The organism is Pseudomonas sp. NPDC096925 (assembly GCF_044762545.1).
GTDB lineage: Bacteria > Pseudomonadota > Gammaproteobacteria > Pseudomonadales > Pseudomonadaceae > Aquipseudomonas.
Genome location: NZ_JBIWEM010000001.1, coordinates 388,631 through 414,187, shown reverse-complemented (window position 1 = coordinate 414,187; position 25,557 = coordinate 388,631). Strand labels below are relative to the sequence as shown.

Annotated in this window: 22 protein-coding genes; 19 read left to right on the top strand and 3 right to left on the bottom strand. The window is 61.8% G+C overall.

The annotated features are described in order from the left end of the window. The first annotated feature begins 396 nt into the window (after positions 1–396). The 7 genes from arcD to gltS all read left to right on the top strand — a co-directional run bounded on the left by arcD (position 397) and on the right by gltS (position 8,874). Positions 397–1,824, top strand: a complete 1,428-nt coding sequence (arcD, locus tag ACIQYU_RS02015; protein ID WP_207835966.1) for an arginine-ornithine antiporter — start codon at positions 397–399, stop codon at positions 1,822–1,824. 33 nt (positions 1,825–1,857) lie between these two features. Then, positions 1,858–3,111, top strand: a complete 1,254-nt coding sequence (arcA, locus tag ACIQYU_RS02010; protein ID WP_063911397.1) for an arginine deiminase — start codon at positions 1,858–1,860, stop codon at positions 3,109–3,111. A 69-nt stretch (positions 3,112–3,180) separates the two neighbouring features. After that, entirely contained in the window at positions 3,181–4,191 is a 1,011-nt protein-coding gene (locus ACIQYU_RS02005) for an ornithine carbamoyltransferase (protein WP_063911396.1), read from the top strand. 180 nt (positions 4,192–4,371) lie between these two features. Then, positions 4,372–5,301 (top strand): carbamate kinase, encoded by a 930-nt coding sequence (gene arcC / locus ACIQYU_RS02000; protein ID WP_063911395.1) that lies wholly within the window; start codon positions 4,372–4,374, stop codon positions 5,299–5,301. 56 nt (positions 5,302–5,357) lie between these two features. Next, positions 5,358–5,726 carry a DUF5064 family protein gene (locus ACIQYU_RS01995; protein WP_063911394.1) on the top strand — a complete coding sequence of 123 codons (369 nt, stop codon included), beginning with the start codon at positions 5,358–5,360 and terminating at the stop codon, positions 5,724–5,726. A gap of 184 nt (positions 5,727–5,910) precedes the next feature. Continuing rightward, entirely contained in the window at positions 5,911–7,419 is a 1,509-nt protein-coding gene (locus ACIQYU_RS01990) for a sigma-54-dependent transcriptional regulator (protein ID WP_063911752.1), read from the top strand. Between the two features lie 258 nt (positions 7,420–7,677). Then, positions 7,678–8,874, top strand: coding sequence for a sodium/glutamate symporter (gltS, locus tag ACIQYU_RS01985; RefSeq protein WP_207835994.1), 1,197 nt, complete (start codon positions 7,678–7,680; stop codon positions 8,872–8,874). A 16-nt stretch (positions 8,875–8,890) separates the two neighbouring features. On the opposite strand, the gene ACIQYU_RS01980 is transcribed toward gltS, so the two are convergent. Continuing rightward, entirely contained in the window at positions 8,891–9,793 is a 903-nt protein-coding gene (locus ACIQYU_RS01980; protein ID WP_402798033.1) for a LysR family transcriptional regulator, read from the bottom strand. Positions 9,794–9,911: 118 nt separating this feature from the next. Between ACIQYU_RS01980 and ACIQYU_RS01975 the strand changes: the two genes are divergently transcribed. From ACIQYU_RS01975 to ACIQYU_RS01920, 12 genes are all read left to right on the top strand, one after another. Continuing rightward, positions 9,912–10,334, top strand: coding sequence for an ester cyclase (locus ACIQYU_RS01975; protein WP_402798030.1), 423 nt, complete (start codon positions 9,912–9,914; stop codon positions 10,332–10,334). 3 nt (positions 10,335–10,337) lie between these two features. Next, entirely contained in the window at positions 10,338–11,381 is a 1,044-nt protein-coding gene (locus ACIQYU_RS01970; RefSeq protein WP_402798028.1) for an SDR family oxidoreductase, read from the top strand. Between the two features lie 7 nt (positions 11,382–11,388). Next, positions 11,389–11,961, top strand: coding sequence for a histidine phosphatase family protein (locus ACIQYU_RS01965; protein WP_402798025.1), 573 nt, complete (start codon positions 11,389–11,391; stop codon positions 11,959–11,961). Positions 11,962–12,153: 192 nt separating this feature from the next. Then, a complete protein-coding gene (locus tag ACIQYU_RS01960) occupies positions 12,154–12,558 on the top strand; it encodes a DUF2946 family protein (protein ID WP_207836008.1) in 405 nt (134 codons plus the stop codon). A gap of 79 nt (positions 12,559–12,637) precedes the next feature. Continuing rightward, positions 12,638–14,698: a TonB-dependent receptor gene (locus tag ACIQYU_RS01955; protein ID WP_402798021.1), complete on the top strand. Its 2,061-nt coding sequence runs from the start codon at positions 12,638–12,640 to the stop codon at positions 14,696–14,698. 481 nt (positions 14,699–15,179) lie between these two features. Beyond that, positions 15,180–15,575, top strand: coding sequence for a GFA family protein (locus ACIQYU_RS01950; RefSeq protein WP_082888236.1), 396 nt, complete (start codon positions 15,180–15,182; stop codon positions 15,573–15,575). A 445-nt stretch (positions 15,576–16,020) separates the two neighbouring features. Further along, entirely contained in the window at positions 16,021–16,404 is a 384-nt protein-coding gene (gene gcvH / locus ACIQYU_RS01945; protein WP_207836025.1) for a glycine cleavage system protein GcvH, read from the top strand. Positions 16,405–16,415: 11 nt separating this feature from the next. Further along, positions 16,416–19,271: an aminomethyl-transferring glycine dehydrogenase gene (gene gcvP / locus ACIQYU_RS01940; protein WP_233687248.1), complete on the top strand. Its 2,856-nt coding sequence runs from the start codon at positions 16,416–16,418 to the stop codon at positions 19,269–19,271. Positions 19,272–19,335: 64 nt separating this feature from the next. Then, on the top strand, positions 19,336–20,712 hold the full coding sequence (locus tag ACIQYU_RS01935; protein ID WP_207836034.1) for an L-serine ammonia-lyase: 1,377 nt from the start codon (positions 19,336–19,338) through the stop codon (positions 20,710–20,712). A 27-nt stretch (positions 20,713–20,739) separates the two neighbouring features. Beyond that, on the top strand, positions 20,740–21,861 hold the full coding sequence (gene gcvT, locus ACIQYU_RS01930; RefSeq protein ID WP_207836047.1) for a glycine cleavage system aminomethyltransferase GcvT: 1,122 nt from the start codon (positions 20,740–20,742) through the stop codon (positions 21,859–21,861). 355 nt (positions 21,862–22,216) lie between these two features. Then, positions 22,217–22,429 carry a cold-shock protein gene (locus tag ACIQYU_RS01925; protein WP_003257941.1) on the top strand — a complete coding sequence of 71 codons (213 nt, stop codon included), beginning with the start codon at positions 22,217–22,219 and terminating at the stop codon, positions 22,427–22,429. 91 nt (positions 22,430–22,520) lie between these two features. Beyond that, positions 22,521–23,009 carry an RDD family protein gene (locus ACIQYU_RS01920; RefSeq protein WP_063911382.1) on the top strand — a complete coding sequence of 163 codons (489 nt, stop codon included), beginning with the start codon at positions 22,521–22,523 and terminating at the stop codon, positions 23,007–23,009. A 162-nt stretch (positions 23,010–23,171) separates the two neighbouring features. Here the strand turns inward: ACIQYU_RS01920 and lptG are convergent, their stop codons facing one another. After that, positions 23,172–24,233: an LPS export ABC transporter permease LptG gene (gene lptG / locus ACIQYU_RS01915; RefSeq protein WP_207836051.1), complete on the bottom strand. Its 1,062-nt coding sequence runs from the start codon at positions 24,231–24,233 to the stop codon at positions 23,172–23,174. Further along, positions 24,226–25,341 carry an LPS export ABC transporter permease LptF gene (gene lptF, locus ACIQYU_RS01910; RefSeq protein WP_063911380.1) on the bottom strand — a complete coding sequence of 372 codons (1,116 nt, stop codon included), beginning with the start codon at positions 25,339–25,341 and terminating at the stop codon, positions 24,226–24,228. The genes lptG and lptF overlap by 8 nt, the downstream gene beginning before the upstream one ends. Positions 25,342–25,557: the final 216 nt, after the last annotated feature.

Here is a 25,557-nt window from a genome sequence, read left to right as displayed (position 1 = left end):
AGCCATGCGGGCCATATACACGATGTTACTTATAAGGATCCTGATCGATGAAGCTATAGCACTAATAACTGCTTTGTCTATGCCACCCTTTGACAAAAAACTAGCAGCTCCCGAGCAACTAGAAAAGAACCTGATAAAACTCGAAATTCTTGTGAAAAATTTGCGAAAGCGGCAAAAGCGGCTAGCTTCAAGCATCGCAGGCTGAACAGAGCGTTTGCTCTAGAAGGACATGGAGGTGCCAGCGTGCAAGGCCTGCAGCAGAAGTTGTCGGCACTCTCCAGGAGCTTCGTGAAGGAATTTTCCTACTTCACGTCGCCATGAACTGACCCAAGTCAGCGAATGGCCGCGGCGTCGGATTTACTCTGTCGTCAACTTTCTCCTGGCAGGAGTTGTTAAATGTCTGATTCATCCGGAAAACTAAAACTCGGCGCGCTAGTTGCACTTGTCGTCGGCTCGATGATTGGTGGCGGGATCTTCTCGCTGCCGCAAAACATGGCTGCCAGCGCTGGGGTTGGCGCTGTACTGATCGGCTGGGCCATCACCGCGGTCGGCATGCTGACCCTGGCGTTCGTGTTCCAGACCCTGGCCAACCGCAAGCCTGACCTGGATGGCGGGGTGTATGCCTACGCCAAGGCCGGTTTCGGCGACTACATGGGCTTCTCCTCGGCCTGGGGCTACTGGATCAGTGCCTGGCTGGGCAACGTCGGCTACTTCGTGCTGCTCTTCAGCACCCTGGGCTACTTCTTCCCGATCTTCGGCGAAGGCAACACCCCGGCCGCCATCATTGGCGCGTCGGTGCTGCTGTGGGCCGTGCACTTCCTGGTGCTGCGCGGCATCAAGGAAGCGGCATTCATCAACCTGGTCACCACCGTGGCCAAAGTGGTGCCGCTGCTGCTGTTCGCCCTGATCTGCCTGTTCGCCTTCAAGCTCGACATCTTCACCGCCGACATCTGGGGGGTTGGCACGCCAGAGCTTGGCAGCGTGATGAACCAGGTGCGCAACATGATGCTGGTCACCGTGTGGGTGTTCATCGGCATCGAGGGTGCGAGCATCTTCTCGTCGCGGGCGGAAAAACGCTCTGACGTGGGCAAGGCCACGGTCATCGGCTTCGTCACCGTGCTGCTGTTCCTGGTGCTGGTCAACGTGCTGTCGCTGGGGATCATGACCCAACCGGAACTGGCCAAGCTGCAGAACCCGTCGATGGCAGCCGTGCTGGAGCATGTGGTCGGCCACTGGGGCGCGGTGCTGATCAGCGTCGGCCTGATCATCTCGCTGCTCGGGGCACTGCTGTCGTGGGTGCTGCTGTGCGCCGAGATCATGTTCGCCGCCGCCAAGGACCACACCATGCCGGAGTTCCTGCGCCGCGAGAACGCCAACCAGGTACCGGCCAACGCCCTGTGGCTGACCAACGCCATGGTGCAGATCTTCCTGGTGATCACGCTGTTCTCCAACAGCACCTACCTGTCGCTGATCTACCTGGCCACATCGATGATCCTGGTGCCCTACCTGTGGTCGGCAGCCTATGCCGTGCTGCTGGCAGTGCGTAGCGAAACCTACGAACAGGCCCTGGCCGAACGCCAGAAGGACCTGGTGATCGGTGGCATCGCCCTGTTGTACGCCATCTGGCTGCTGTACGCCGGCGGCGTGAAATACCTGCTGCTCTCGGCCCTGCTCTACGCACCTGGCGCGATCCTGTTCGCCAAGGCCAAGCGTGAGGTTGGCCAACCTGTCTTCACCAACGTGGAAAAACTGATCTTCGCAGCCGTGGTCATCGGCGCCCTGGTGGCAGCCTTTGGCCTGTACGACGGCTTCCTGACCCTTTGACCCACGTCTTCGTTCAACTGGAGGAATGAAACCATGTCCGCTGAAAAACAGAAGTACGGTGTCCACTCCGAAGCCGGCAAACTGCGCAAAGTGATGGTTTGCTCGCCGGGCCTGGCGCACAAGCGCCTGACGCCAAGCAACTGTGACGAGCTGCTGTTCGACGATGTGATCTGGGTCGACCAGGCCAAGCGTGACCATTTCGACTTTGTCACCAAGATGCGCGAGCGCGGCGTGGATGTGCTGGAGATGCACAACCTGCTGACCGACATCGTCCAGCAACCCGAGGCACTGAAGTGGATCCTCGATCGCAAGATCACCTCCGACACCGTCGGTGTCGGCCTGACCAACGAAGTACGCAGCTGGCTCGAAGGCCTTGAGCCGCGCCACCTGGCAGAGTTCCTGATCGGCGGCGTCGCCGGGCAGGACCTGCCACAGAGCGAAGGCGCCGAGGTGGTCAAGATGTACAACGACTACCTGGGCCACTCCAGCTTCATCCTGCCACCGCTGCCCAACACCCAGTTCACCCGCGACACCACCTGCTGGATCTACGGCGGCGTCACGCTCAACCCGATGTACTGGCCGGCGCGACGCCAGGAAACCCTGCTGACCACCGCCATCTACAAGTTCCACCCACAGTTCACCAACGCCGACTTCCAGGTGTGGTATGGCGACCCGGACAAGGAACATGGCCAGTCCACCCTCGAGGGCGGCGATGTCATGCCGATCGGCAAGGGCATCGTGCTGATCGGCATGGGCGAACGCACCTCGCGTCAGGCTATCGGCCAACTTGCGCAGAACCTGTTCGCCAAGGGCGCCGTCAAGGAAGTGATCGTCGCCGGCCTGCCGAAATCGCGCGCCGCCATGCATCTGGATACCGTGTTCAGCTTCTGCGACCGCGACCTGGTCACGGTCTTCCCGGAAGTGGTCAAAGAGATCGTGCCGTTCATCATCCGTCCGGACGAAAGCAAGCCTTACGGCATGGACGTGCGCCGCATCAACAAGTCGTTCATCGAAGTGGTAGGCGAGCAACTGGGGGTCAAGCTGCGCGTGGTCGAGACCGGCGGCAACAGCTTCGCCGCCGAGCGCGAACAGTGGGATGACGGCAACAACGTGGTGGCCATCGAGCCGGGCGTGGTCATTGGCTACGACCGCAACACCTACACCAACACCCTGCTGCGCAAGGCCGGTATCGAGGTCATCACCATCAGCGCCGGCGAACTGGGCCGGGGCCGGGGCGGCGGCCACTGCATGACCTGCCCGATCGTGCGCGACCCGATCGACTACTAACGCCCATTACCCCCGGCCGCCCTCACAAAGCGGCGGCCGGTGTGTTCACCAAACTCAAGGAGAAAAGTCATGGCGTTCAATATTCACAACCGCAACCTGCTCAGCCTGGAACACCACAGCACCCGCGAGCTGCGCTACCTGCTGGACCTGTCCCGCGACCTCAAGCGCGCCAAGTACACCGGTACCGAGCAGCAGCACCTGAAGGGCAACAACATCGCGCTGATCTTCGAAAAAACCTCTACCCGTACCCGCTGCGCCTTCGAAGTGGCCGCCTATGACCAGGGCGCCAATGTCACCTACATCGACCCGACCTCCTCGCAGATCGGCCACAAGGAAAGCATGAAGGACACCGCCCGCGTGCTCGGGCGCATGTACGACGCCATCGAGTACCGTGGCTTCAAGCAGGAAATCGTCGAAGAGCTGGCCAAGTTCGCCGGCGTACCGGTGTTCAACGGCCTGACCGACGAATACCACCCCACCCAGATGATCGCCGACGTGCTGACCATGCGTGAACACAGCGACAAGCCGCTGCACGACATCAGCTACGCCTACCTGGGCGACGCCCGCAACAACATGGGCAACTCGCTGCTGCTGATCGGCGCCAAGCTCGGCATGGATGTGCGCATCGCCGCGCCCAAGGCACTGTGGCCGCATGACGACCTGGTCGAACGCTGCAAGAAATACGCGGAAGAAAGCGGCGCGCGCATCACCCTCACCGAAGACCCGCTTGCCGCGGTCAAGGGCGTGGACTTCGTGCACACCGACGTGTGGGTATCGATGGGTGAGCCGATCGAAGCCTGGGGTGAGCGCATCAAGCTGCTCAAGCCGTATCAGGTGAATGCGCAACTGATGAAGTCCACCGGTAACCCACGGACCAAGTTCATGCACTGCCTGCCGGCGTTCCACAACTCCGAAACCAAGGTAGGCAAGCAGATCGCCGAACAGTACCCGGACCTGGCCAACGGTATCGAAGTGACCGACGACGTGTTCGAGTCGCCGGCCTGCATCGCCTTCGAGCAGGCGGAAAACCGCATGCACACGATCAAGGCGATCCTGGTGTCGACCCTGGCTGACCTGTAAAGGCTGACTCGGCAAGCCGGGCAACCCGGATCCCTGTGGGAGCGGGTTTACCCGCGAATGCGTCAGTAGCACCAGCCGCGTTGCATGGGCTGACGCTTTCGCGGGTAAACCCGCTCCCACAAGGGGCGGCGATACCGGTCGAGCGCAGCGCTCCCTTCTTTTCGTTAAAGGACATTCCCCATGCGTATCGTTGTTGCATTGGGCGGCAACGCCCTGCTGCGTCGCGGCGAGCCCATGACCGCTGACAACCAGCGCGCCAATATCCGCACCGCCACCGAACAGATCGCCAAGATCCACCCAGGCAACGAGCTGGTCATCGCCCACGGCAACGGCCCGCAGGTTGGCCTGCTATCGCTGCAGGGCCTGTCCTACAAGCCCGACGAGGCCTACCCGCTGGACGTGCTGGGTGCCGAGACCGAGGGCATGATCGGCTACATGATCGAACAGGAACTGGGCAACCTGCTGGCCTTTGAAGTGCCGTTCGCCACCCTGCTGACCCAGGTCGAAGTGGACGCCAACGACCCTGCCTTCAAGGACCCGACCAAGTTCATCGGCCCGGTCTACGGCAAGGAAGAAGCCGAGCGCCTGGCCAAGGAAAAGGGTTGGGTGGTCAAGCCCGACGGCGACAAGTACCGCCGCGTGGTGGCCAGCCCGAAACCCAAGCGCATCTTCGAGATCCGCCCGATCAAGTGGCTGCTGGAAAAGAGCAGCATCGTGATCTGCGCCGGCGGCGGCGGTATCCCCACCATGTATGATGAGAACCGCAAGCTCAAGGGCATCGAGGCGGTGATCGACAAGGACCTGTGCTCGGCCCTGCTGGCGGAGCAACTGGACGCCGACCTTCTGATAATCGCCACCGACGTCGATGCGGCCTACATTGACTGGGGCAAACCCACGCAGAAAGCCATCGCCCAGGCACACCCCGACGAACTCGAACGCCTCGGCTTCGCCGCCGGCTCCATGGGGCCGAAGGTGCAGGCCGCCTGCGACTTTGCCCGCAATACCGGCAAAGTGGCTGTCATCAGTTCGCTGGAGAACATCGAAGACATCGTCAAAGGCACCGCCGGCACACGCGTTTCCACCGCGAAGCCGGGGATCAGCTACCGTTGAATGCAGTGGGCGGGCGCCAGGCGCCCGCCATTTTCGACCTTCCAAAGGAGCTTGCCATGGCCCAGTACCAGCCCGGTCATGTACACATCGAGCGCACCGCGCTGAACAAGAACGACCACAGCTATGACCTGAACATCGAATACGAAGCCGCGTCGGATCCCAAGGAAGGCAGAGGTATCCAGTTCAAGATGCATGGCAGCATCGAAGGCAAGCCAGTCGAAGAAAAGTTCTTCCTGGCCAAGGATCAGGTGTTGCCCAGCTTCCTCATGCTGCTGACCCGCAAGGCGCAGTCGTACCTGACGCCACCGAAGAAATTCGAGAACCTGAGTTCGCCGCACAAGCTTTATGACCATATGTTCGCGGACATTCGCGAAAAGCTGGATGTGAAGTCGGGCGACCCGATCAAGCCTGAGCATCTGGAGTAATTTCAGGATCCGGGGGCTGCTGCGCAGCCCATCGCGACACAAGGCCGCTCCCACAGGTTGGCCGCTGACCTCAAGGCCTGTGCAATATTGTGGGAGCGGCCTTGCGTCGCGAAAGGGCCGCAAAGCGGCCCCGACAATGTTGAGGCATACTACCGCCTTCCCCGGCAACCACTTCACCCTCCCCATGCGCATCCACGTCAGCTTCATCGACCGCGTCGGCATCACCCAGGAAGTCCTCGCCCTGCTCGGTGCCCGCAACCTCAACCTGGACGCCGTGGAGATGGTCCCGCCGAACGTCTACATCGACGCCCCTACCCTCAGCCCCGCCGTGCTCGAAGAACTGCACGATGCGCTGTTCGAGGTGCATGGCGTGCAATCGGTGGACGTGGTCGACATCCTCCCTGGCCAACGCCGGCACCTGCAGCTCGATGCCCTGCTGGCGGCAATGACCGACCCGGTGCTGGCCGTGGACAGTGCCGGCAAGGTGTTGCTGGCCAACCCCGCGCTGATCGAGTTGTGCGGCCGCGAATCGGCCGGGCGCTCGGTGGGTGAACTGTTCGGCGACCCGGCACTGCTGCAGGCCCTGCTGGACAACAACTTCCACCTGCCCATGCGCGAGATGCAGCTCAACGGCCAGAGCCTGCTGCTGGACGCCATGCCGATCACCAACGCCGGTGGCCTGCTGACGCTGTACCCACCCACGCGCATGGGCGAGCGCCTGTCGGCCATGCACCACGACCATGCCGAAGGCTTGGATGCCTTGCTCGGCGAGTCACCGGCCATCCGCACCCTCAAGGCCCGCGCCTTGCGCGTGGCGGCGCTCGATGCGCCGCTGCTGGTGCATGGCGAAACCGGCACCGGCAAAGAACTGGTAGCCCGCGCCTGCCACGCCATCAGCAGCCGCCACGCGGCGCCATTTCTGGCCCTGAACTGCGCCGCGCTGCCCGAAAGCCTGGCCGAGAGCGAACTGTTCGGCTACGCCCCCGGCGCCTTCACCGGCGCGCAACGGGGCGGCAAACCCGGGCTGATGGAGCTGGCCAACCAGGGCACGGTATTCCTCGATGAAATCGGCGAAATGTCGCCGTACCTGCAGGCCAAGCTGCTGCGCTTTCTCAGCGATGGCAGCTTCCGCCGGGTGGGTGGCGACCGCGAAGTGAAGGTGGATGTACGCATCATCAGCGCCACCCACCGCGACCTGGAGCGCATGGTCGCCGAAGGCAGCTTCCGCGAAGACCTGTTCTACCGCCTGAACGTGCTCAACCTGCAGGTGCCGCCGCTGCGTGACCGTGGCCAGGACATCCTGATGCTGGCGCATTTCTTCATGCAGCAGGCCTGTACGCAGATCCAGCGCCCCGCCTGCCGGCTGACCCCGGCCACCCATTCGGCACTGCTGGCCAACCCTTGGCCGGGCAATGTGCGCCAGCTGCAAAACGTGATATTCCGCGCCGCAGCCATCTGCGAAAGCAACCTGGTGGATATCGGTGACCTGGACATCGCCGGCACCTCGGTGGCCCGTGGCCAGGACGGCGAAGTGGCCAGCCTGGAACAGGCCGTGGGCGATTTCGAGCGCGAGCTGTTACAACGCCTGTATGCCAGTTACCCCTCAACCCGGCAACTGGCCGGGCGCTTGCAGACCTCGCATACCGCCATTGCCCAGCGCCTGCGCAAATATGGAATACCGGGCAAAGCCTAGTGCCTGTCAGATAGCGCTAACGGGGCTGCCGGCGATGGGCGCAAAGCGGCCCCAAATTAAGTAACTGACAGGTCGTAGGTTAAAGCCTGATAGTTTGCTGGAATAATCCAGTTGGTTGTTCAGGCTTTTCCTACGCCGATGAAAGATACTCTCCCACGCATGCCTCGTAGAATGGTGACAGTGTAATCCTACCTGTCACCCCGCTTATCCGCCCCAGAGCGGGAAGTGGTTCGCTACTGGATATAACGAGAGCACCTGATGTTTGAACTCGATTTTTACGGGACGCTTGTAGCCGCCTCTTTAGTACTGTTATTAGGGCGCGGCCTTGTCGCACGCATTGGCTTCTTGCGCACTTACAACATACCGGAACCTGTCGCAGGCGGCCTGTTAGTGGCCTTGGCACTCTTGGCCTTGCGCAGTTTCGATGTCCACGTGCAATTCGATACCTCACTGCAAGCCCCTCTGATGCTGGCATTTTTCGCCACCATTGGTTTGAGTGCAGACTTCGCCAGCCTGAAAAAAGGTGGCCGCGTGGTTACCGTGTTCCTGTTGGTGGTAACCGGCTTGCTGCTGGTTCAGAACGCCATGGGCATCGGCCTGGCAACGGCACTGGGGCTCGACCCGCTGATGGGCCTGCTGGCCGGCTCTATCACCTTGTCGGGTGGCCACGGCACAGGCGCTGCGTGGGGGGCGACTTTCTCCGAGAAGTTTGGCCTGGCCTCGGCCGCCGAACTGGCAATGGCATCCGCTACCTTCGGCCTTGTGCTGGGCGGCCTGATTGGCGGCCCGGTCGCCCGGCTACTGATCAAACGGGTAAGAACACCGGGCATCGAAGAAACTGCACCGCAACTGCCCAAGGGTTTCGAACAACCGGACAGAGAGCGCCTGATTACATCGTTTTCATTTATCGAAACACTGGCGCTGATCGCTGTCAGTTTGCTCGCGGGTTCGTTACTTGACGGTTTGTTGAAAGGCACTGCGTTTGAACTGCCAACATTCGTTTGCGTGTTGTTCGTGGGTGTGGTGTTGCGAAACGGCCTTTCGGCATTCGGCGTTTATCATGTCTTCGAGCGGGAGGTCTCGGTATTGGGCAATGTGAGTTTGTCGTTATTCCTGGCCATTGCCTTGATGTCGCTCAAGTTGTGGGACCTGGCGGCGTTGGCATTACCGTTCTTTGTATTGCTCGCCGCACAGACACTGGTCATGGCACTGTTTGCGATCTTTGTCACGTTCCGGGTCATGGGCCGCAACTATGATGCAGCAGTACTGGCCGCCGGGCACTGTGGTTTCGGCCTGGGCGCAACGCCGACGGCAATTGCCAACATGCAAGCGGTGACCCAGCGCTACGGAGCCTCGCACATCGCCTTCCTGGTGGTGCCGATGGTGGGGGCGTTCTTCATCGACATCATCAATGTCATCGTCATCAAGCTGTATCTGGCCTTGCCGTTCTTTTGAGCCAGACGCTGAACACTCAGCCGGTATGTTGCTCCGCCAGGTGCTGCCCAGGATCCGTAGACAGGGCCTGGTGCAGCATTTTCTCCAGAATCGAGAAAAAGCACTTTATGTGAGGCTGCTTCAACGCCTGTGGCCGGGTCACCATGTAGACGTCCATATCTGGAATGGGAAGGTCGACGAACAACTCGATCAAATCCTTGGCCAGAATCCGGGGAAGTACCGCCACCCCCATGCCTCGTCTCACCGATTCGAACTGTGCGCTGAACGAGTTCACGCGGATAGGCGCACGTTCCAGCCCCCCCGCCTTTGCCGCACGGACTTGCGGCAACACATCCAGCGGCGGAAGCAGGCCGATATTGGCCGCCGTCGCTGGGGTAACCCCCGGAAACCGCTGCAAGTAACCAGCAGCGGCGAACACACCATAGCCAAGCCGGCCTATCGGCCGATAAATCAGTGAGGGTTCCCCCAGGTGGGCCGTGCGCACGGCAATGTCCGCCACCCCCCGGACGATCTTGTGGAAGTCGGCGGTCACGGTCAGCTCCACCGAGCAACCCGGGTGTAGGCCGGTGAAGCGATCGGCTGCCTCCAGTACGCAAGTCGAGAAGCCTTCCCCTGCGCTCACCTGAACAGTGCCCGAGAGCTCGCAAGGCAGCTCGGCTTCGCCTGCACGCGTCTGGCGCCGCAGGCCAGCTTCTGCGGCCAGGGCCACTTCGACCAGCGATTGGCCGCGCGAAGTCAGCCTGCATCCCTCTACGCCTCGCTCGACCAGTGGCTCACCCAACGCGGCCTCAAGCTGGGTCAGGCGACGCGAAACGGTCGAGGGTGCAATACCCAGCAACTCGCCAGCGCGAAGAAAGCTGCCCCGTCGCCATACGGCCAATAGCAGCCGAAGATCATCCCAGTTTTCCTGCAATGCCATATGCGCTGGCCTCTCCCTGGTTTGCAAATACGCAAAGCCATTATGCGGTAGGCGCTGTTTTTCGACAGCAACCGCCGGCGTATACCTTGGGCCCCTCTGAACGAATGGAATGGATTGCATGATGACTAGCCCCAAGGATTATGCCCAGCGAGCCGCCAACGCCTTTAACCAGCGTGATGTGCAAGGGCTGCTGGCATTGGTCGACGAAGACTTCGTGTACCTGGATGGCATGACGACCCAAACCGGGCGCGAAGCCATGCGCGCACGCGAGATGGCGCTGTTCAGCGCATTCCCTGATGCCATGGTGACCATGACCCCATTCATGGTCTCGGACGATCGGCTGGCAATGACCGCCATCCTGACCGGCACCTTCGCTGCCCCGCTGCTGCTGCCAGCAGGCGTGATCGTTCCGGCCCATGGGCGTCGGGTGTGCGTGCACTATGCGGCCCACTTCACCTTCAGGAACGGCCTGGCCATTCGCGAAGCGGTATTTTTCGACAGCGCCATGTTGCGGCCATCTGCCGAACAGCACGAGGGTTGAGCCATGCGCAATGTATTCGTCACCGGAGCAACCGGCTTGCTGGGCAACAACCTGGTTCGCGAACTGGTCGCTCGTGGCTACAAGGTCAAAGGGCTGGTGCGGTCAAGAGCAAAGGGGGAGCAGCAGTTCGGTGATATGCCCGAAGTGGAGCTGGTCGAAGGCGACATGGCCGATGTCGACGCCTTCGCGGCATCGCTGCGCGGCTGCGACACGGTGTTCCATACTGCGGCGTTCTTTCGTGACAACTACAAAGGCGGCAGCCATTGGCAAGCACTCGAGCAGATCAATGTGACCGGTACCCGCCGCCTGTTGGAACAGGCCTACCAGGCCGACATCCGGCGGTTCATCCACACCTCGTCTATTGCAGTGCTCGACGGGGCACCCGGCACGTCCATCGATGAGACATGCCTGCGGGCCGAAGCAGATGCAGATGACTACTACCGCAGCAAGATCCTCGCCGACCGCGTCGTGGCTACGTTTCTCGAAGCCCACTCCGACATGCACGCCTGCATGGTGCTCCCAGGCTGGATGTGGGGCCCTGGCGACATCGGCCCTACGTCGTCCGGGCAACTGGTCAACGATGTCGTGCACGGCAAACTGCCTGGCTTGATCCCGGGCAGTTTCTCGGTGGTCGATGCCCGCGATGTGGCTTTGGCGCACATTGCAGCAGCCACACAAGGACGAAGTGGCGAACGCTACCTGGCCGCCGGGCGGCATATGACCATGGCTGAACTGGTACCAATAGTGGGCCGTCTGGCAGGCGTACGAACGCCAGCACGGCATTTACCGCTGCCGTTGTTGTTCTGCCTGGCCGCAGTGCAGGAAATGTATGCGCGGCTCACCGGCAAGCCCATCCTGCTAAGCCTGGCAACACTGCGCCTGCTGGTACGGGAAAAGGATCGTACGCGTTTCAACCACAGCAAAAGCGAACACGCGCTTGGCCTGAGCTTTCGGGCGCTGGAGCTGACAATCGCCGATACCGTGGCGTGGTATCGTGATCACGGCTGGTTTGAACAACAGGGCGCGCCCACCAGGACAAGGAAGTAGTTACACCATGACCGCGGAAATAATCTTGATGCGCCACGGCCAGCCAGCACTGGTTACAAGCAACAAAGTGTCAGCGCTGGATATGAAGGACTGGATCGAAGGCTACAACCGCGCCGAAATTACCGACCAGCCCGTCCCGGCCGCCAGCCTGCAGCTCGCCACAACGGCGAGGGTGATTGTCTCGAGCACAGCGCCACGTGCATTGAGCTCGCTGCAGGCGCTCGGTCTTGAGCCCAGCCACGTCGATGCGCTTTTTTGTGAAGCGCAGCTGCCGTATGGCCAATGGAAGTTGCCTCGGCTTTCACCGTTTACCTGGGCATTCATCCTTCGCCTCCTGTGGTTGTGTGGTTACTCGCGCAATGTCGAAACAGTCAGCGGTGCCAGGCTTCGCGCCAGCATGGCAGCACAACGGCTGTTATCACTTGCCAGCGAGGGGCCGGTACTGCTGCTGGGTCACGGGTTCATGAACCGGATGATTGCCAAGGAACTGATGGCAAAGGGCTGGACTCGCCAACACCAAAACGGCAGCCGCTATTGGAGCGCGGCTGTTTTTGCGAAGGGTAATGAGGGCCAGGACTAAGCGGCCGTTATAGCTACAAGTTCCAGGTACGATCCATGACCGGCGACTCTAGCATCCTCCCTGGTTGAAGCACTGCGAGCGGCCAGCAAGCTGAACTGCCCGGCCCCGTCTGCGACAAAAGGGCGCTGCCTGGAACTTTTACAGAGCGCCACCGATGCGGCTTAATGCGCAACTTACTCCATGGGGCGGTCCATGCTGCCAGACCTTCGCACTCACCTCTGGCTGCTCGCCTGTTTCGCAGTGGTGTTCAACCTGCTGGCGATGCCGCTCGACCGTTCCTTGCGCGCCCCGGCTGTAGACCAGTCGCTGATTCTCGGCAGCTTCTGCAGCCTGCATGGCACGCAGAACCTGCCAAAATCACTACTGGCTCAACTCAAACTCAATCAGCCCGAACTGGCTGAGCATGCCGATAGCAAGCTGCAAGCCGGTGATTGCTGCTGTGGTCACGCCGGTCAGGCACTGCTAGCCGGTGACTATTTCAAGCATCTGTTCCCGCGTTTCTGGCCCGCTGAGCTGCTGCTCGGCCATGCCCCTACCTTGCGGCTACCTCGTGAGCAGTGGCCCAAACTGAGTCCACGCGCCTCTCCCTTGGCCTGATCTGTCGACTACTCCTCGGTCCCACGCACGATGCGCGTGATGACCGTGCCCGACTTTTTCTTGCCAGGAAGCTCTGTCCATGCCTGCGTTCCGTAGCACCGCACGCACTGTATTACCCGTTTTTGCCATCACCTGCGTTTCCACCCTGAACCCTCTGTCCCAGGCGGTAGCCGAGACGCTGCCTAGCGAAAACTCCACCTTGACCCTCGGCGCCGTCACCGTCAGCGGTACCAGCACCGGTCCACTGACCACCAGTACCGTCCTCAGCTCGGTGGACATTCTCGGTGGCGATATCCTTGAGAAAATGCCAGTCACCTACAGCTGGGAACTGTTCAACCGCGCGCCCGGTGTAATGCTTACAGAGTTCAACCAGGGCACCACCTCTGGCAAGTTGTCGTTCCGCGGCTTCAACGGCGAAGGTGAAGTCAATGCAGTGAAGCTGTTGATCGACGGCATTCCCAGCAACAGCAACGACGGCAACATGCCCTTCATCGACTCGGTGTTCCCGATGGACATCGACAGCATCGAGGTGGCGCGCGGCACCAGCGACCCGCGCTACGGCCTGAACAACATCGCCGGTAACGTCAACATCAATACCCGCACCGGCGGCAACTACAACAAGGCACGCGTGCGTTACGGCAGCTTCAACACCCTTGAGGTGCAACTGGCCAAGGGCATCGAGACCAGCAACTGGACGCAGAACTATTTCTTCGGCCGCCAGCAGCTCGACGGCTATCGCGACCATGCCGATACCGAACGCTACAGCTTCGGCGGCAAGTGGTTCTACACCCCCGACGATGGCAACTACCGCCTCGGCCTGATTGCCCGCCACTATGAGTCCGAAGCCCAGGAAGCCGGCTACCTGACCGAAGACGATGCCCGCCATCACCCACGCATGAGCAACGCCTACAACGCCACGGACAAAGGCACACGGCGAATGAACCAGGTCAGCGTGCACTTCGACACCGAACTGGCCGACACCTTGTCCTGGTCAGCCAAGACCTACGTCAACACCTTCGACGACCTCCGCTGGACCCAGTACTGGCACACCAGCTCACAGCAGGAGCGCGATAGCTACGAGGACCAGTACGGCGCCATCACCTCCCTGACCTGGCGGCCTCAGATCGACTGGCTGCACACTTTCGCCCTGGAAAGCGGCAGCGACGTGCAGAAGCAGCAGAACCGTAGCCAGCGCTACCGCACGGTAGAACGTGTGCGCCAGGTGCAGACTCGCGATCAGGACTTCGACCTCAACACCGTCGGTGCCTATGTCCTGGCTGAAATCGAACCGGTCGAAACGCTGAAGATTGTCCCTGCGTATCGCATCGACAAGATCAGTGGTGATTTCACCAACAAGATGACCGGGCAGGACTACGACATAAACGACTATGGGTTGATCAAGCAGCCCAAACTCAGCATTGTCTACTCACCGTGGCAGTTCGCCAGTATCTATGCGAACTGGGGCCGCACCTTCCAGGTCGGTACCGGCGCTGCAGCCTACAAGGTGCCGCCGCGCAACGAAGACCTCGACCCTTCGATCAACGAAGGCTGGGAAACCGGTGTGAAACTTACCCATGCCAGTTGGATCGATGGCCGCGTGGCCTACTGGCGCCAGGACGCCACCGGCGAGGTCAGCCGTCGCCTGAACGACCCGAGCGGCGAATCCGATAACGTCGGTGAGACACGCCGCTGGGGCTACGACCTGCAGGTCAACCTGCACCCTGACGAACGCACCGAGGTCTGGATGTCCTACTCCTGGCAGTACTCGAAAATTCTTGAACCCAGCAGCGCGCTCCCGGACAGCAAAGGCAAGGAAATCGACCACGTGCCGCACCACCTGTGGAACACCGGTATCAGCTACCAGGCCACCCCGGCACTGCAACTTACAGCCTGGGCTAACGGGCAGACCAACTACTACCTTGAGCGGGAGAACACTCAGGGAACTTATGGCGGCTACGTATTGATGAACCTAGGCGCGACCTACAAGCTCAGCGACTTGATGAGCGTGGACCTGCAACTGAAGAACCTCACCAATCGCTACTATGAGTATGTCTGGTACGACCCGGATGGAGCGGACGCGTCCCTGCATTCGCCTGGTGATGGTCGCGCAATTTATGCCGGTATGACGCTCGATTTTTAAAGGGTGCCTGCTCTCGGGTTTAGCGAAAACACGCTGTGGCTGGATCGGTCGGGGGCACCATTCGAAATGCTTTATCGCTCCCCTGCCGATTTATGCAACGGCGTGAAGTGAGTTGATGAATCCGCATCGCTTACCTCTGTGCCCCCCTGTAACTGGGTCGCCGAGCCTTGTCGCAGCCAGGGGAAATTGGCGAGATTCCGGGTGCACAGCGGAACAAGCTGATTGATTGTGCTGCCGGCAAGATTTTCAGCGCTCGATATGAAGCGCTGGATCAAGCAATCCGACCTTTCCGAAATGAAAAACCTGCCCGCACCGAAGGATAGCGTCGTCAAGCAGCGCGCGCCTCGCACACCGACTTCCATTGAAGCGCTAGGCTTGCCGCCCACTCGAGTGGGAGTGGCGTCACCGCGCGCTTGATGGTAAGGTTCCCTCAGAATACTGTAATTTTGTACAGTGTACATTTATCCAGAGGACGGAATATATGCTTAAAGGTAGTTGCTGCTGTGGAGCGGTAAAGTTCATGGTATCCAGCCCGCCGACAATGATGGGTACATGCCACTGCTCCCGCTGCAGAAAAGCAGGAGCCAGTACATTTGTTTTTGTTCAGCGCTCATCGTTCGAAATGCTGTCCGGCCTGGATTCGATAACTACTTACAAGCCCGAAGCACCTTACAAGTACAACCGATGCTTTTGCTCGATATGCGGAACTGCATTAGGTGAAGTGACAGCAACCGCCGATTCCTTTCCAGTGGCTGCTAACTGTTTTGACGACGCATTGCACCTTTCAAACCTGTTCCACGAATTTGTCAAGGAAAAACCGAATTGGTACGAAATTTGCGATAACGCCAAACAATTCGCTGCACACCCTTACAATTAAATCGACCACGTCGAACTACAACTCTGACAGAGCACAAGACGAAGCTGACCGCGATAGAGAATAGCCACTTCATGATCTGACGCGCAGGCAGACACAACTGCCCAAGTCGGTCCTTGCCCGCCAACCGATGCGCGACAGATTTTATTGCTGCCCCACCTTCACATCAGTCAGGCCTCACCACCTGTACTGATTTCAGTACATCGTATCGAATTCACTACAACCTTGCCTGGATACGGCTCGCCAAGGTTTTGAACCCCAAACCCTTTTCCTCCGTCCACTGTGTGTAGCGTTTTCATTCCAAAGAAAATGAGTAAACGTCATGAGAACTTTGTAAATCATTGATTTAAATGATTTTCTATACATTGGCCGCATTTTTGCTAAGGGAATCCCAACCCCAAGAGCGCGGAGCCACCGCGCCTAACGCCCTGCTTCCCGAGGATTCCCCATGAGCGAGTTGCGTTTCACTGAAGATCACGAATGGCTGCGCGTTGAAGCCGATGGCAGCGTTACCGTGGGCATCACCGCCTACGCCCAGAACGCCCTTGGCGATGTGGTTTTCGTGCAACTGCCAGAGTTGCAGCAGTATGAGAAAGGCAGCGAAGCCTCCACCGTCGAGTCGGTCAAGGCCGCCAGCGGTGTGTACATGCCCCTGACCGGCGAAGTGGTGCAGATCAACGAGCAGCTCGAAGACAGCCCGGAACTGGTCAACGAAGACCCGATGGGCGAAGGCTGGTTCTTCCGCTTCATCCCCGCCGATGCCAGCGCCGTGGCCGCCCTGCTCGACCAGGACGCCTACGACCGCCTGATCAAAGCCAACGACGACGCCTGAGGAACTCCGCCATGACCATCAACCTCGGCACCGCCAACGAATTCATCGCCCGTCACATCGGCCCGCGCGCCGCCGACGAGCAGGCCATGCTGGCCGCCCTCGGCTTCGACTCGCTGGAAGCCATGACCGCCGCGGTCATCCCCGACAGCATCAAGGGCACCAGCGTGCTCGGTTCGCACGACGGCCAGAGCGAAGCCGACGCGCTCGCCGCGCTCAAGGCCATCGCCGGCAAGAACCAGCTGTTCAAGAGCTACATCGGCCAGGGCTACTACAACACCCACACCCCGGCGCCGATCCTGCGCAACCTGCTGGAAAACCCGGCCTGGTACACCGCCTATACCCCGTACCAGCCAGAAATTTCCCAGGGTCGCCTGGAAGCGCTGCTGAACTTCCAGACCCTGATCAGCGACCTGACCGGCCTGCCGATCGCCAACGCCTCGCTGCTCGACGAAGCCACCGCTGCGGCCGAGGCCATGACCTTCTGCAAGCGCCTGTCGAAGAACAAGGCCAGCCACGCGTTCTTCGCCTCCGTGCACTGCCACCCGCAAACCCTCGACGTGCTGCGCACCCGTGCCGAACCGCTGGGCATCGAGATCGTGGTCGGCGACGAGCGCGAACTGGGCGATGTCAGCGCCTTCTTCGGCGCCCTGCTGCAGTACCCGGCCAGCAACGGTGAAGTGTTCGACTACCGCGAAGTAATCGAGCGCTTCCACGCTGCCAACGCCCTGGTCGCCGTTGCCGCCGACCTGCTGGCCCTGACCCTGCTGACCCCGCCGGGCGAGTTCGGCGCCGACGTGGCCATCGGCAGCGCCCAGCGCTTCGGCGTACCACTGGGCTTCGGTGGCCCGCACGCCGCCTACTTCGCCACCCGTGACGCGTTCAAGCGCGACATGCCGGGCCGCCTGGTCGGCGTGTCGATCGACCGCTTCGGCAAGACCGCCCTGCGCCTGGCCATGCAGACCCGCGAGCAGCACATCCGCCGCGAAAAGGCCACCAGCAACATCTGCACCGCCCAGGTGCTGCTGGCCAACATCGCCAGCATGTTCGCCGTGTACCACGGCCCGGCCGGCCTCAAGCGCATCGCCGAACGTACCCATGCCCTGACCTCAATCCTGGCCGCCGGCCTGAAGACACTGGGCGTGCAGGTAGTGGGCGCCAGCGCCTTCGACACCCTGACCCTGGCCACCGGCAGTGCCACTGCCAGCCTGCATGACAAGGCGCGCGCCCAGGGCATCAACCTGCGCCAGATCGATGCCGCCCACGTGGGGCTGTCGCTGGACGAAACCAGTAGCCAGGCCGATGTCGAGGCCCTGTGGCAACTGATCGGTGGCGACCAGGCCCAGCCGGACTTCAACGCCCTGGCCGCCAGCACCGGCTCGCTGCTGCCTGCTGCCCTGCTGCGCCAGTCGGCCATCCTCGCGCACCCGGTGTTCAACCGCTACCACAGCGAAACCGAGCTGATGCGCTACCTGCGCCGCCTGGCCGACAAGGACCTGGCACTGGACCGCAGCATGATCCCGCTGGGCTCGTGCACCATGAAGCTGAACGCCGCCAGTGAAATGATCCCGGTCACCTGGGCCGAGTTCGGCAACCTGCACCCGTTCGCCCCGGCCGAGCAGAGCCAGGGCTACCTGCAGATGACCACCGAACTGGAAGCCATGCTCTGCGCCGCCACCGGCTACGACGCCGTGTCGCTGCAGCCCAACGCCGGTTCCCAGGGCGAGTACGCAGGCCTGCTGGCCATCCGCGCCTACCACCGCAGCCGTGGCGAAGGCCACCGCGACATCTGCCTGATCCCGTCGTCGGCCCACGGTACCAACCCGGCGACCGCGCACATGGCCGGCATGCGCGTGGTGGTCACCGCCTGTGACGCCCGCGGCAACGTCGATGTCGAGGACCTGCGCGCCAAGGCCATCGAGCACCGCGAGCGCCTGGCCGCGATCATGATCACCTACCCGTCGACCCACGGCGTGTTCGAGGAAGCGATCGGCGAAATCTGCGCGATCATCCACGACAACGGTGGCCAGGTGTACATCGACGGCGCCAACATGAACGCCATGGTCGGCCTGTGCGCCCCGGGCAAGTTCGGCGGCGACGTTTCCCACCTGAACCTGCACAAGACCTTCTGCATCCCGCACGGCGGTGGCGGCCCGGGCGTCGGCCCGATCGGCGTCAAGTCGCACCTGGCGCCGTTCCTGCCCGGTCACGCGCAGCTGGAAAACACCGAGGGCGCGGTTTGCGCCGCGCCGTTCGGCAGCGCCAGCATCCTGCCGATCACCTGGATGTACATCCGCATGATGGGCGGTGCCGGCCTCAAGCGTGCCTCGCAGATGGCGATCCTCAACGCCAACTACATCGCCCGTCGCCTGGAAGAGCACTATCCTGTTCTGTATACCGGCGGCAATGGCCTGGTGGCCCACGAGTGCATCCTCGACCTGCGCCCGCTGAAAGACACCAGCGGCATCAGCGTCGACGACGTGGCCAAGCGCCTGATCGACTTCGGCTTCCACGCCCCGACCATGTCCTTCCCGGTGGCAGGCACGCTGATGATCGAACCGACCGAAAGCGAGTCCAAGGAAGAACTGGACCGCTTCTGCGACGCGATGATCCAGATCCGCGAAGAAATTCGCGCGGTCGAAAACGGTAGCCTGGACAAGGACGACAACCCGCTGAAGAACGCCCCGCACACAGCGGCCGAGCTGGTTGGCGAATGGGCCCATGGCTACAGCCGCGAGCAGGCGGTGTACCCGCTGCCAAGCCTGGTGGAAGGCAAGTACTGGCCGCCGGTCGGCCGGGTCGACAACGTGTTCGGCGACCGCAACCTGGTGTGCGCCTGCCCGTCGATCGAGAGCTATCAGGACGCCTGATAGCCCTCAGGCCCGCTCCCACAGGGTTCACCGTCCGCCCAATATTCCTGGCTGGAGGTCACCCATGTCCCTGAGCGTCTTCGACCTGTTCAAGATCGGCATCGGCCCCTCCAGCTCCCACACGGTCGGCCCGATGCGCGCCGCCGCGCGTTTCGCCGAAGGGCTGCGCCGTGATGACCTGCTTACCCGCACCGTCAGCGTCAAGGCCGAGCTGTATGGCTCGCTCGGCGCCACCGGCAAGGGCCACGGCAGCGACAAAGCCGTGCTGCTGGGCCTTGAGGGCGAGCACCCCGATGTCATCGACACCGACACCATCCCTGCCCGCCTGCAGGCCATCCGCGACAGCGGTCGGCTGAACCTGCTCGGCGAGCACAGCATCGCGTTCATCGAAAAGCAGCACCTGGCGATGATCCGCAAGCCGCTGGACTACCACCCCAACGGCATGATCTTCCGCGCCTTCGACGAGGCCGGCCTGCAAATCCGCAGCCGCGAGTACTACTCGGTGGGCGGCGGTTTCGTGGTCGACCAGGACGCCGCCGGCCACGACCGCATCGTCGAAGACAGTACACCACTGACCTACCCGTTCAAGACCGCCAAGGAACTGCTCGGCCATTGCACCGGGCAAAACCTGTCGGTCAGCCAGGTCATGCTGGCCAACGAGGCGGCCTGGCGCCCCGAGGCGGAAACCCGTGCCGGGCTGCTGCGAATCTGGCAGGTGATGCAGGATTGCGTCGAAGCCGGCTGCCAGCATGAAGGCATCCTGCCGGGCGGGCTCAAGGTCAAGCGCCGGGCGCCGGCGTTGTACCGCCAACTGAGCCGCCACCCGGAGGCCAGCCTGCGCGATGCCCTGTCGGTGCTCGACTGGGTCAACCTCTACGCCCTGGCGGTGAATGAGGAAAACGCCAATGGCGGGCGTGTGGTCACTGCGCCGACCAACGGCGCGGCGGGCATCGTCCCGGCAGTGCTGCACTACTACATGCGCTTCGTACCGGGAGCCAGCGAGGAGGGGGTGGTGCGGTTTCTGCTCACCGCCGCGGCCATCGGCATCCTGTACAAGGAAAACGCCTCCATCTCCGGCGCCGAAGTGGGCTGCCAGGGCGAGGTCGGCGTGGCCTGCTCGATGGCCGCCGGGGCGCTGTGCGAAGTGATGGGCGGCAGCGTGCAACAGGTGGAAAACGCTGCCGAAATCGGTATGGAACACAACCTGGGCCTGACCTGCGACCCGATCGGCGGGCTGGTCCAGGTGCCTTGCATCGAGCGCAACGCCATGGGCTCGGTAAAGGCGATCAACGCGGTGCGCATGGCCTTGCGCGGCGACGGGCAGCACTACGTGTCGCTCGACAAGGTCATCCGCACCATGCGCCAGACCGGCGCCGACATGAAAAGCAAATACAAAGAGACCGCCCGTGGCGGCCTGGCCGTCAACATCATCGAATGTTGACCCGACAACAACAGCAAGGAGTCACCGATGTCCGAAACACTGCTCAAGACCCCGCTGCACGCCCTGCACCTGGAACTGGGTGCGCGCATGGTGCCGTTCGCCGGCTATGACATGCCAGTGCAGTACCCGCTGGGCGTGCTCAAGGAACACCTGCACACCCGCGAGCAGGCCGGCCTGTTCGATGTCTCGCACATGGGCCAGATCACCCTGCGCGGCAGCGACGCCGCCAAGGCCCTGGAAAGCCTGGTGCCGGTGGATATCATCGACCTGCCGGTGGGCATGCAGCGCTACGCCATGTTCACCAATGAGCAAGGCGGCATCCTCGACGACCTGATGGTCGCCAACCTGGGCGACGACACCCTGTTCCTGGTGGTCAACGCCGCCTGCAAGGACCAGGACCTGGCCCACCTGCAAGCGCACATCGGCAGCCGTTGCGAGGTGCAGCCGCTGTTCGAGCAACGCGCCCTGCTGGCCCTGCAAGGCCCGGCGGCGGTCAAGGTGCTGGAGCGCCTGGCCCCGGAAGTGGCCGGCATGACCTTCATGCAGTTCCGCCCGGTGAAACTGCTGGGCGAAGACTGCTTCGTCAGCCGTTCGGGCTACACCGGCGAAGACGGCTATGAAATTTCGGTACCGGCACAGGCCGCCGAAGCCCTGGCCCGCCGCCTGCTGGCCGAGCCCGAAGTACAGCCGATCGGCCTGGGTGCGCGTGATTCGCTGCGCCTGGAAGCCGGCCTGTGCCTGTATGGCCACGACATGAACACCGAGACCAGCCCGGTCGAAGCCAGCCTGCTGTGGGCCATTTCCAAGGTTCGCCGTGCCGACGGCGCGCGTGCCGCCGGCTTCCCGGGTGCCGAGGCCATCTTCGCCCACCAGCGCGATGGCGTGGCGCGCAAACGGGTGGGTCTGTTGCCGCAGGAGCGTACGCCAGTACGTGAAGGCGCGGATATTGTCGATGCAAACGATAAACCTGTAGGCAAAGTGTGCAGCGGCGGCTTTGGCCCGACACTCGGTGCACCTGTAGCAATGGGTTATATCGATAGTGAACATGCCGCACTCGACACCCCACTGTTTGCCATGGTGCGTGGCAAGAAGGTTGCCTTGAAAGTCAGCAAAATGCCTTTCGTGGCACAACGTTACTACCGGGGCTGAAGCCGCTTTGTGAAGGTTGCGGGCAGGCTCGAGATATTCGATTTCGAACCTGTCCAATAACTTTTGAACATGGCGCCAGGCCAGGCGCCATGCCGTTTCCGACAAACCGGTCGGTTATCGGCAAACGGCTGATTTTCCATACGACCAAGGGCTTGTTTTTCGCTCGGGAGTTGGCGTAGAGTCACTGCACTGTGTTTGCATGGGTCGCAACAGTTCGTGACCTGGGCCAGTAGCCGCAATCTGCTACAACCCGTTTGACGTCTCTTACTTTCCTGCAACCCAGCCCAGTAATCTTTTGCTTGTTTATTGCAAAAGAAACTGTCATCAAAATTCAAGCTTCATAGGAAATAAGACAATGGCTGAGCGTCAGAACGGTACCGTCAAGTGGTTCAATGACGAAAAAGGTTACGGCTTCATCACCCCAGAAAGCGGTCCGGATCTGTTCGTGCACTTCCGCGCTATCGAAGGTAACGGCTTCAAGAGCCTGAAAGAAGGCCAGAAGGTCACCTTCGAAGCAGTCCAGGGCCAGAAAGGCATGCAGGCTGACAAAGTTCAGGTCGCCGGCTAAGCCGAACCCGACTTCGAGAAAAGCCCCTGCCAAGTGCAGGGGCTTTTTTTTGCCCGTAGAATAGCGGCTTCGTCTTCTGGAGCCGTTTTGCATGTCCAAGCCTCTGCTCACACCCCAGGGTGATTTTCCGCCAGTCGGCCTGGGCCGGCGCCTGGCGGCGATGTTCTATGACTTCCTGCTGTGCACGGCGCTGCTGATCGTGACCGCCGGTGCCTACAAGATGATCCAGATGGCGATCATCGGCGAAGCCCGCATGCGTGAGCTGACCGAGGCTGGCGCACTGGACGGCGACCCGCTGCTGTCGACGGTGCTGCTGTTTGCCTTGTTCGGTTTCTTTGCCAAGTTCTGGACCCATGGCGGGCAGACCCTGGGCATGCAAGTGTGGGGCGTGCGGGTGCAGAACGCCGATGGCACGGCTATCAGCCTGTGGCAGGCGCTGTTGCGCTTTGTGGTGTCGATTGCTTCGTGGCTGTGCCTGGGGCTGGGGTTTTTCTGGGTGTTGATCGACAAGCGCAAGCGGGGCTGGCATGACATCTATTCGGAAAGCCAGCTGGTGCGGGTGCCGAAGCAGAAGAAATGAGCCGGGGATTTGTGTTGCCTGTTCGGGCCTCTTCGCGGGCTCGCCCGCTCCCACAGGAACCTCACAATCCTCAGGGCCTGTGATGAACCTGTGGGAGCAGGCAACACAAATGCCAGCAAAAAGCCGACCCTGAGGTCGGCTTTTTTTGTGCAGCTCAGGCCATCAACCCGCCCGGCGCAACAACCACACACCCGCCAAGGCACAGATGCCTGCCGGGATCACCACTGCCAGCAGCGGCGGGAAGCCGAACACCTGGCTAGAAGGCCCCAGCAGGTCCTGGGCGATGCGGAACACGAAGCCCACCAGCACACCGGTGAACACGCGCTGGCCAAGGGTCACCGAACGCAGCGGGCCGAAGATGAAGGAAATCGCCATCAGCACCAGCGCCGCAGTCACCATCGGCTGCAACACCTTGGTCCAGAACGCCAGCCAGTAACGTGCATTGTTCAGACCCTGGTCGGACAGGTAGTGGATGTAGTCCCACAGCCCGGTGATGGACAGCGACTCCGGCGCCAGGATCACGGTATTGAGCAGTTGCGGCGTGAGCGAAACGTCCCAGCGCTCCTGCGGCGTGTTCACCACTTCGGTGTGGTCGCCACGGAAGTAGGTGGTGCGCACATCGGCGAGCAGCCAGTGGTCATCCTGGTACTGCGCCCGGCGTGCAAAGCTCGAGGTGATGATCTTGCGCTCGTTGTCGAAGCGGTAGCGGGTCACCCCCAGCAGCAGGCCGTTGGGCTGCACGGCGTTGATGTGCACGAACTCCTCGCCCTGGCGGTGCCACATGCCGCGCTTGGAGCTTTGCGCATCGCCACCACCCTGGGCCAGGGAACGGTCGGCCTGGGCCTTGTTCTCGGTCACCGGCGCCACGTACTCGCCGATCAGCAGGCCGACCAGCATCAGCACCAGCATCGGCTTCATCACCGCCCAGACGATACGGCCGATGGAAACCCCGGCAGCGCGCATGATGGTCAGTTCGCTGCTGCTGGCCAGGCTGCCCAGGCCGATCAGGCAGCCGATCAAGGCGGCCATCGGCAGCATTTCGTATAAGCGCCGTGGTGCGGTCAGCAGAACGAAGTTGCCCGCCTCCATCACCGTGTAGGTGTCACTCAGGTCGCTCATCTCGTCGATGAAGGCAAACAGCGAAGCCAGGCCAAGGATGATCCCCAGCACGGCGAGGATGGCCAGCAGCACACTCTGGCCGATGTAGCGGTCGAGCTTACCCATGGGCCACCTCCGCACGACGGGCGGCGCGCTTGAGGCGCAGCGGCTCCCAGTACATCAGGCCCAGGCCGATCAGCAGGAACAGGCCGTGGACCCACCACATGCCCAGGGCGATCGGCAGTTTGCCCTTCTCGAGGGCGCCGCGTACGGAAATCAGCATTGTCAGGTAGGCCATGTACAGAAGAATTGCCGGCAGCAGCTTGAGGAAGCGGCCCTGGCGCGGGTTGACCCGGGACAGCGGCACCGCCAGCAAGGTGACGACGAACACCAGGATCGGCAGCGACAGCCGCCATTGCAGCTCGGCGCGCTCACGCAGGCCCTTCTTGCCGATCAGCTCGGAGGTGGGGACGGCCTCGCGCTCGGTCACTTCCTCGCTGACCTCCGGTTTGGGCAGCAGCACGCCGTAGGTATCGTACTTGATGGCACGGTAGTCGGCCTGGCCCGGGTTGCCGTCATAACGGTAGCCGTTTTCCAGCACCAGGTAGCGGTTGCCGTCGGCCTGTATTTCCTGGTGGCCTTTTTCGGCAACCAGCACCGACGGGGCGCGGTCCTTGGTCTTGTCCTGGTTGAAGCGCTTCTCGGAGATGAACACGCCGGCCAGGTTGATGCGATCGTCCGAAAGCTCTTCGGTGTAAGTCACTCGCGAACCGTCGCGCAGGGTCTGGAAGCGGCCCGGCACCAGGGTGTCGAACTCGGTCAGGGCATCCTGCTGGCTGATGATCTGCTGCACCTGGGCAACGCCCAGCGGCGCCAGGCTCAGGCTCAGCCAGGCCACCAGCAGGGCGACCAGGGCGGCCGGCACCATGGTCAGGCCCAGCAGGCGCTGCTGGCTCATGCCGGTGGCCGACAGCACGGTCATCTCGCTTTCCAGGTACAGGCGCCCGTACGCCAGGAGAATGCCGAGGAACAGCCCCAAAGGCAGGATAAGCTGCAGGAAGCCCGGCAGGCGGAAGCCCATGATCAGGAACAGCACGCTCGGGTCGAGCACGCCCTGGGCAGCCTGGGCCAGGTACTTGATGAAGCGCCCACTCATGATGATCACCAGCAGCACGGCGCTGACGGCGCTCAAGGTCACCAGGACCTCGCGGGACAAATAACGAAAGACGATCAAACCAGACACTCCTGGGTTGTCAGGGCGGACTGCCAATCTATGGCGCCAGACAATGACTTAGTACAGCCAAGACCAATGCCGGTTCGCCAAAGGCGAACCTCCATGTAAAGTGCGCGCATTATCCTGTGATTGACCGCCCCTGTCACTTCGCCGCGCATGAAGGCGCATGACGGGGTTGTCAGCACGCTTGCCGCAGGCTCAAACTGGCAGCTTTTC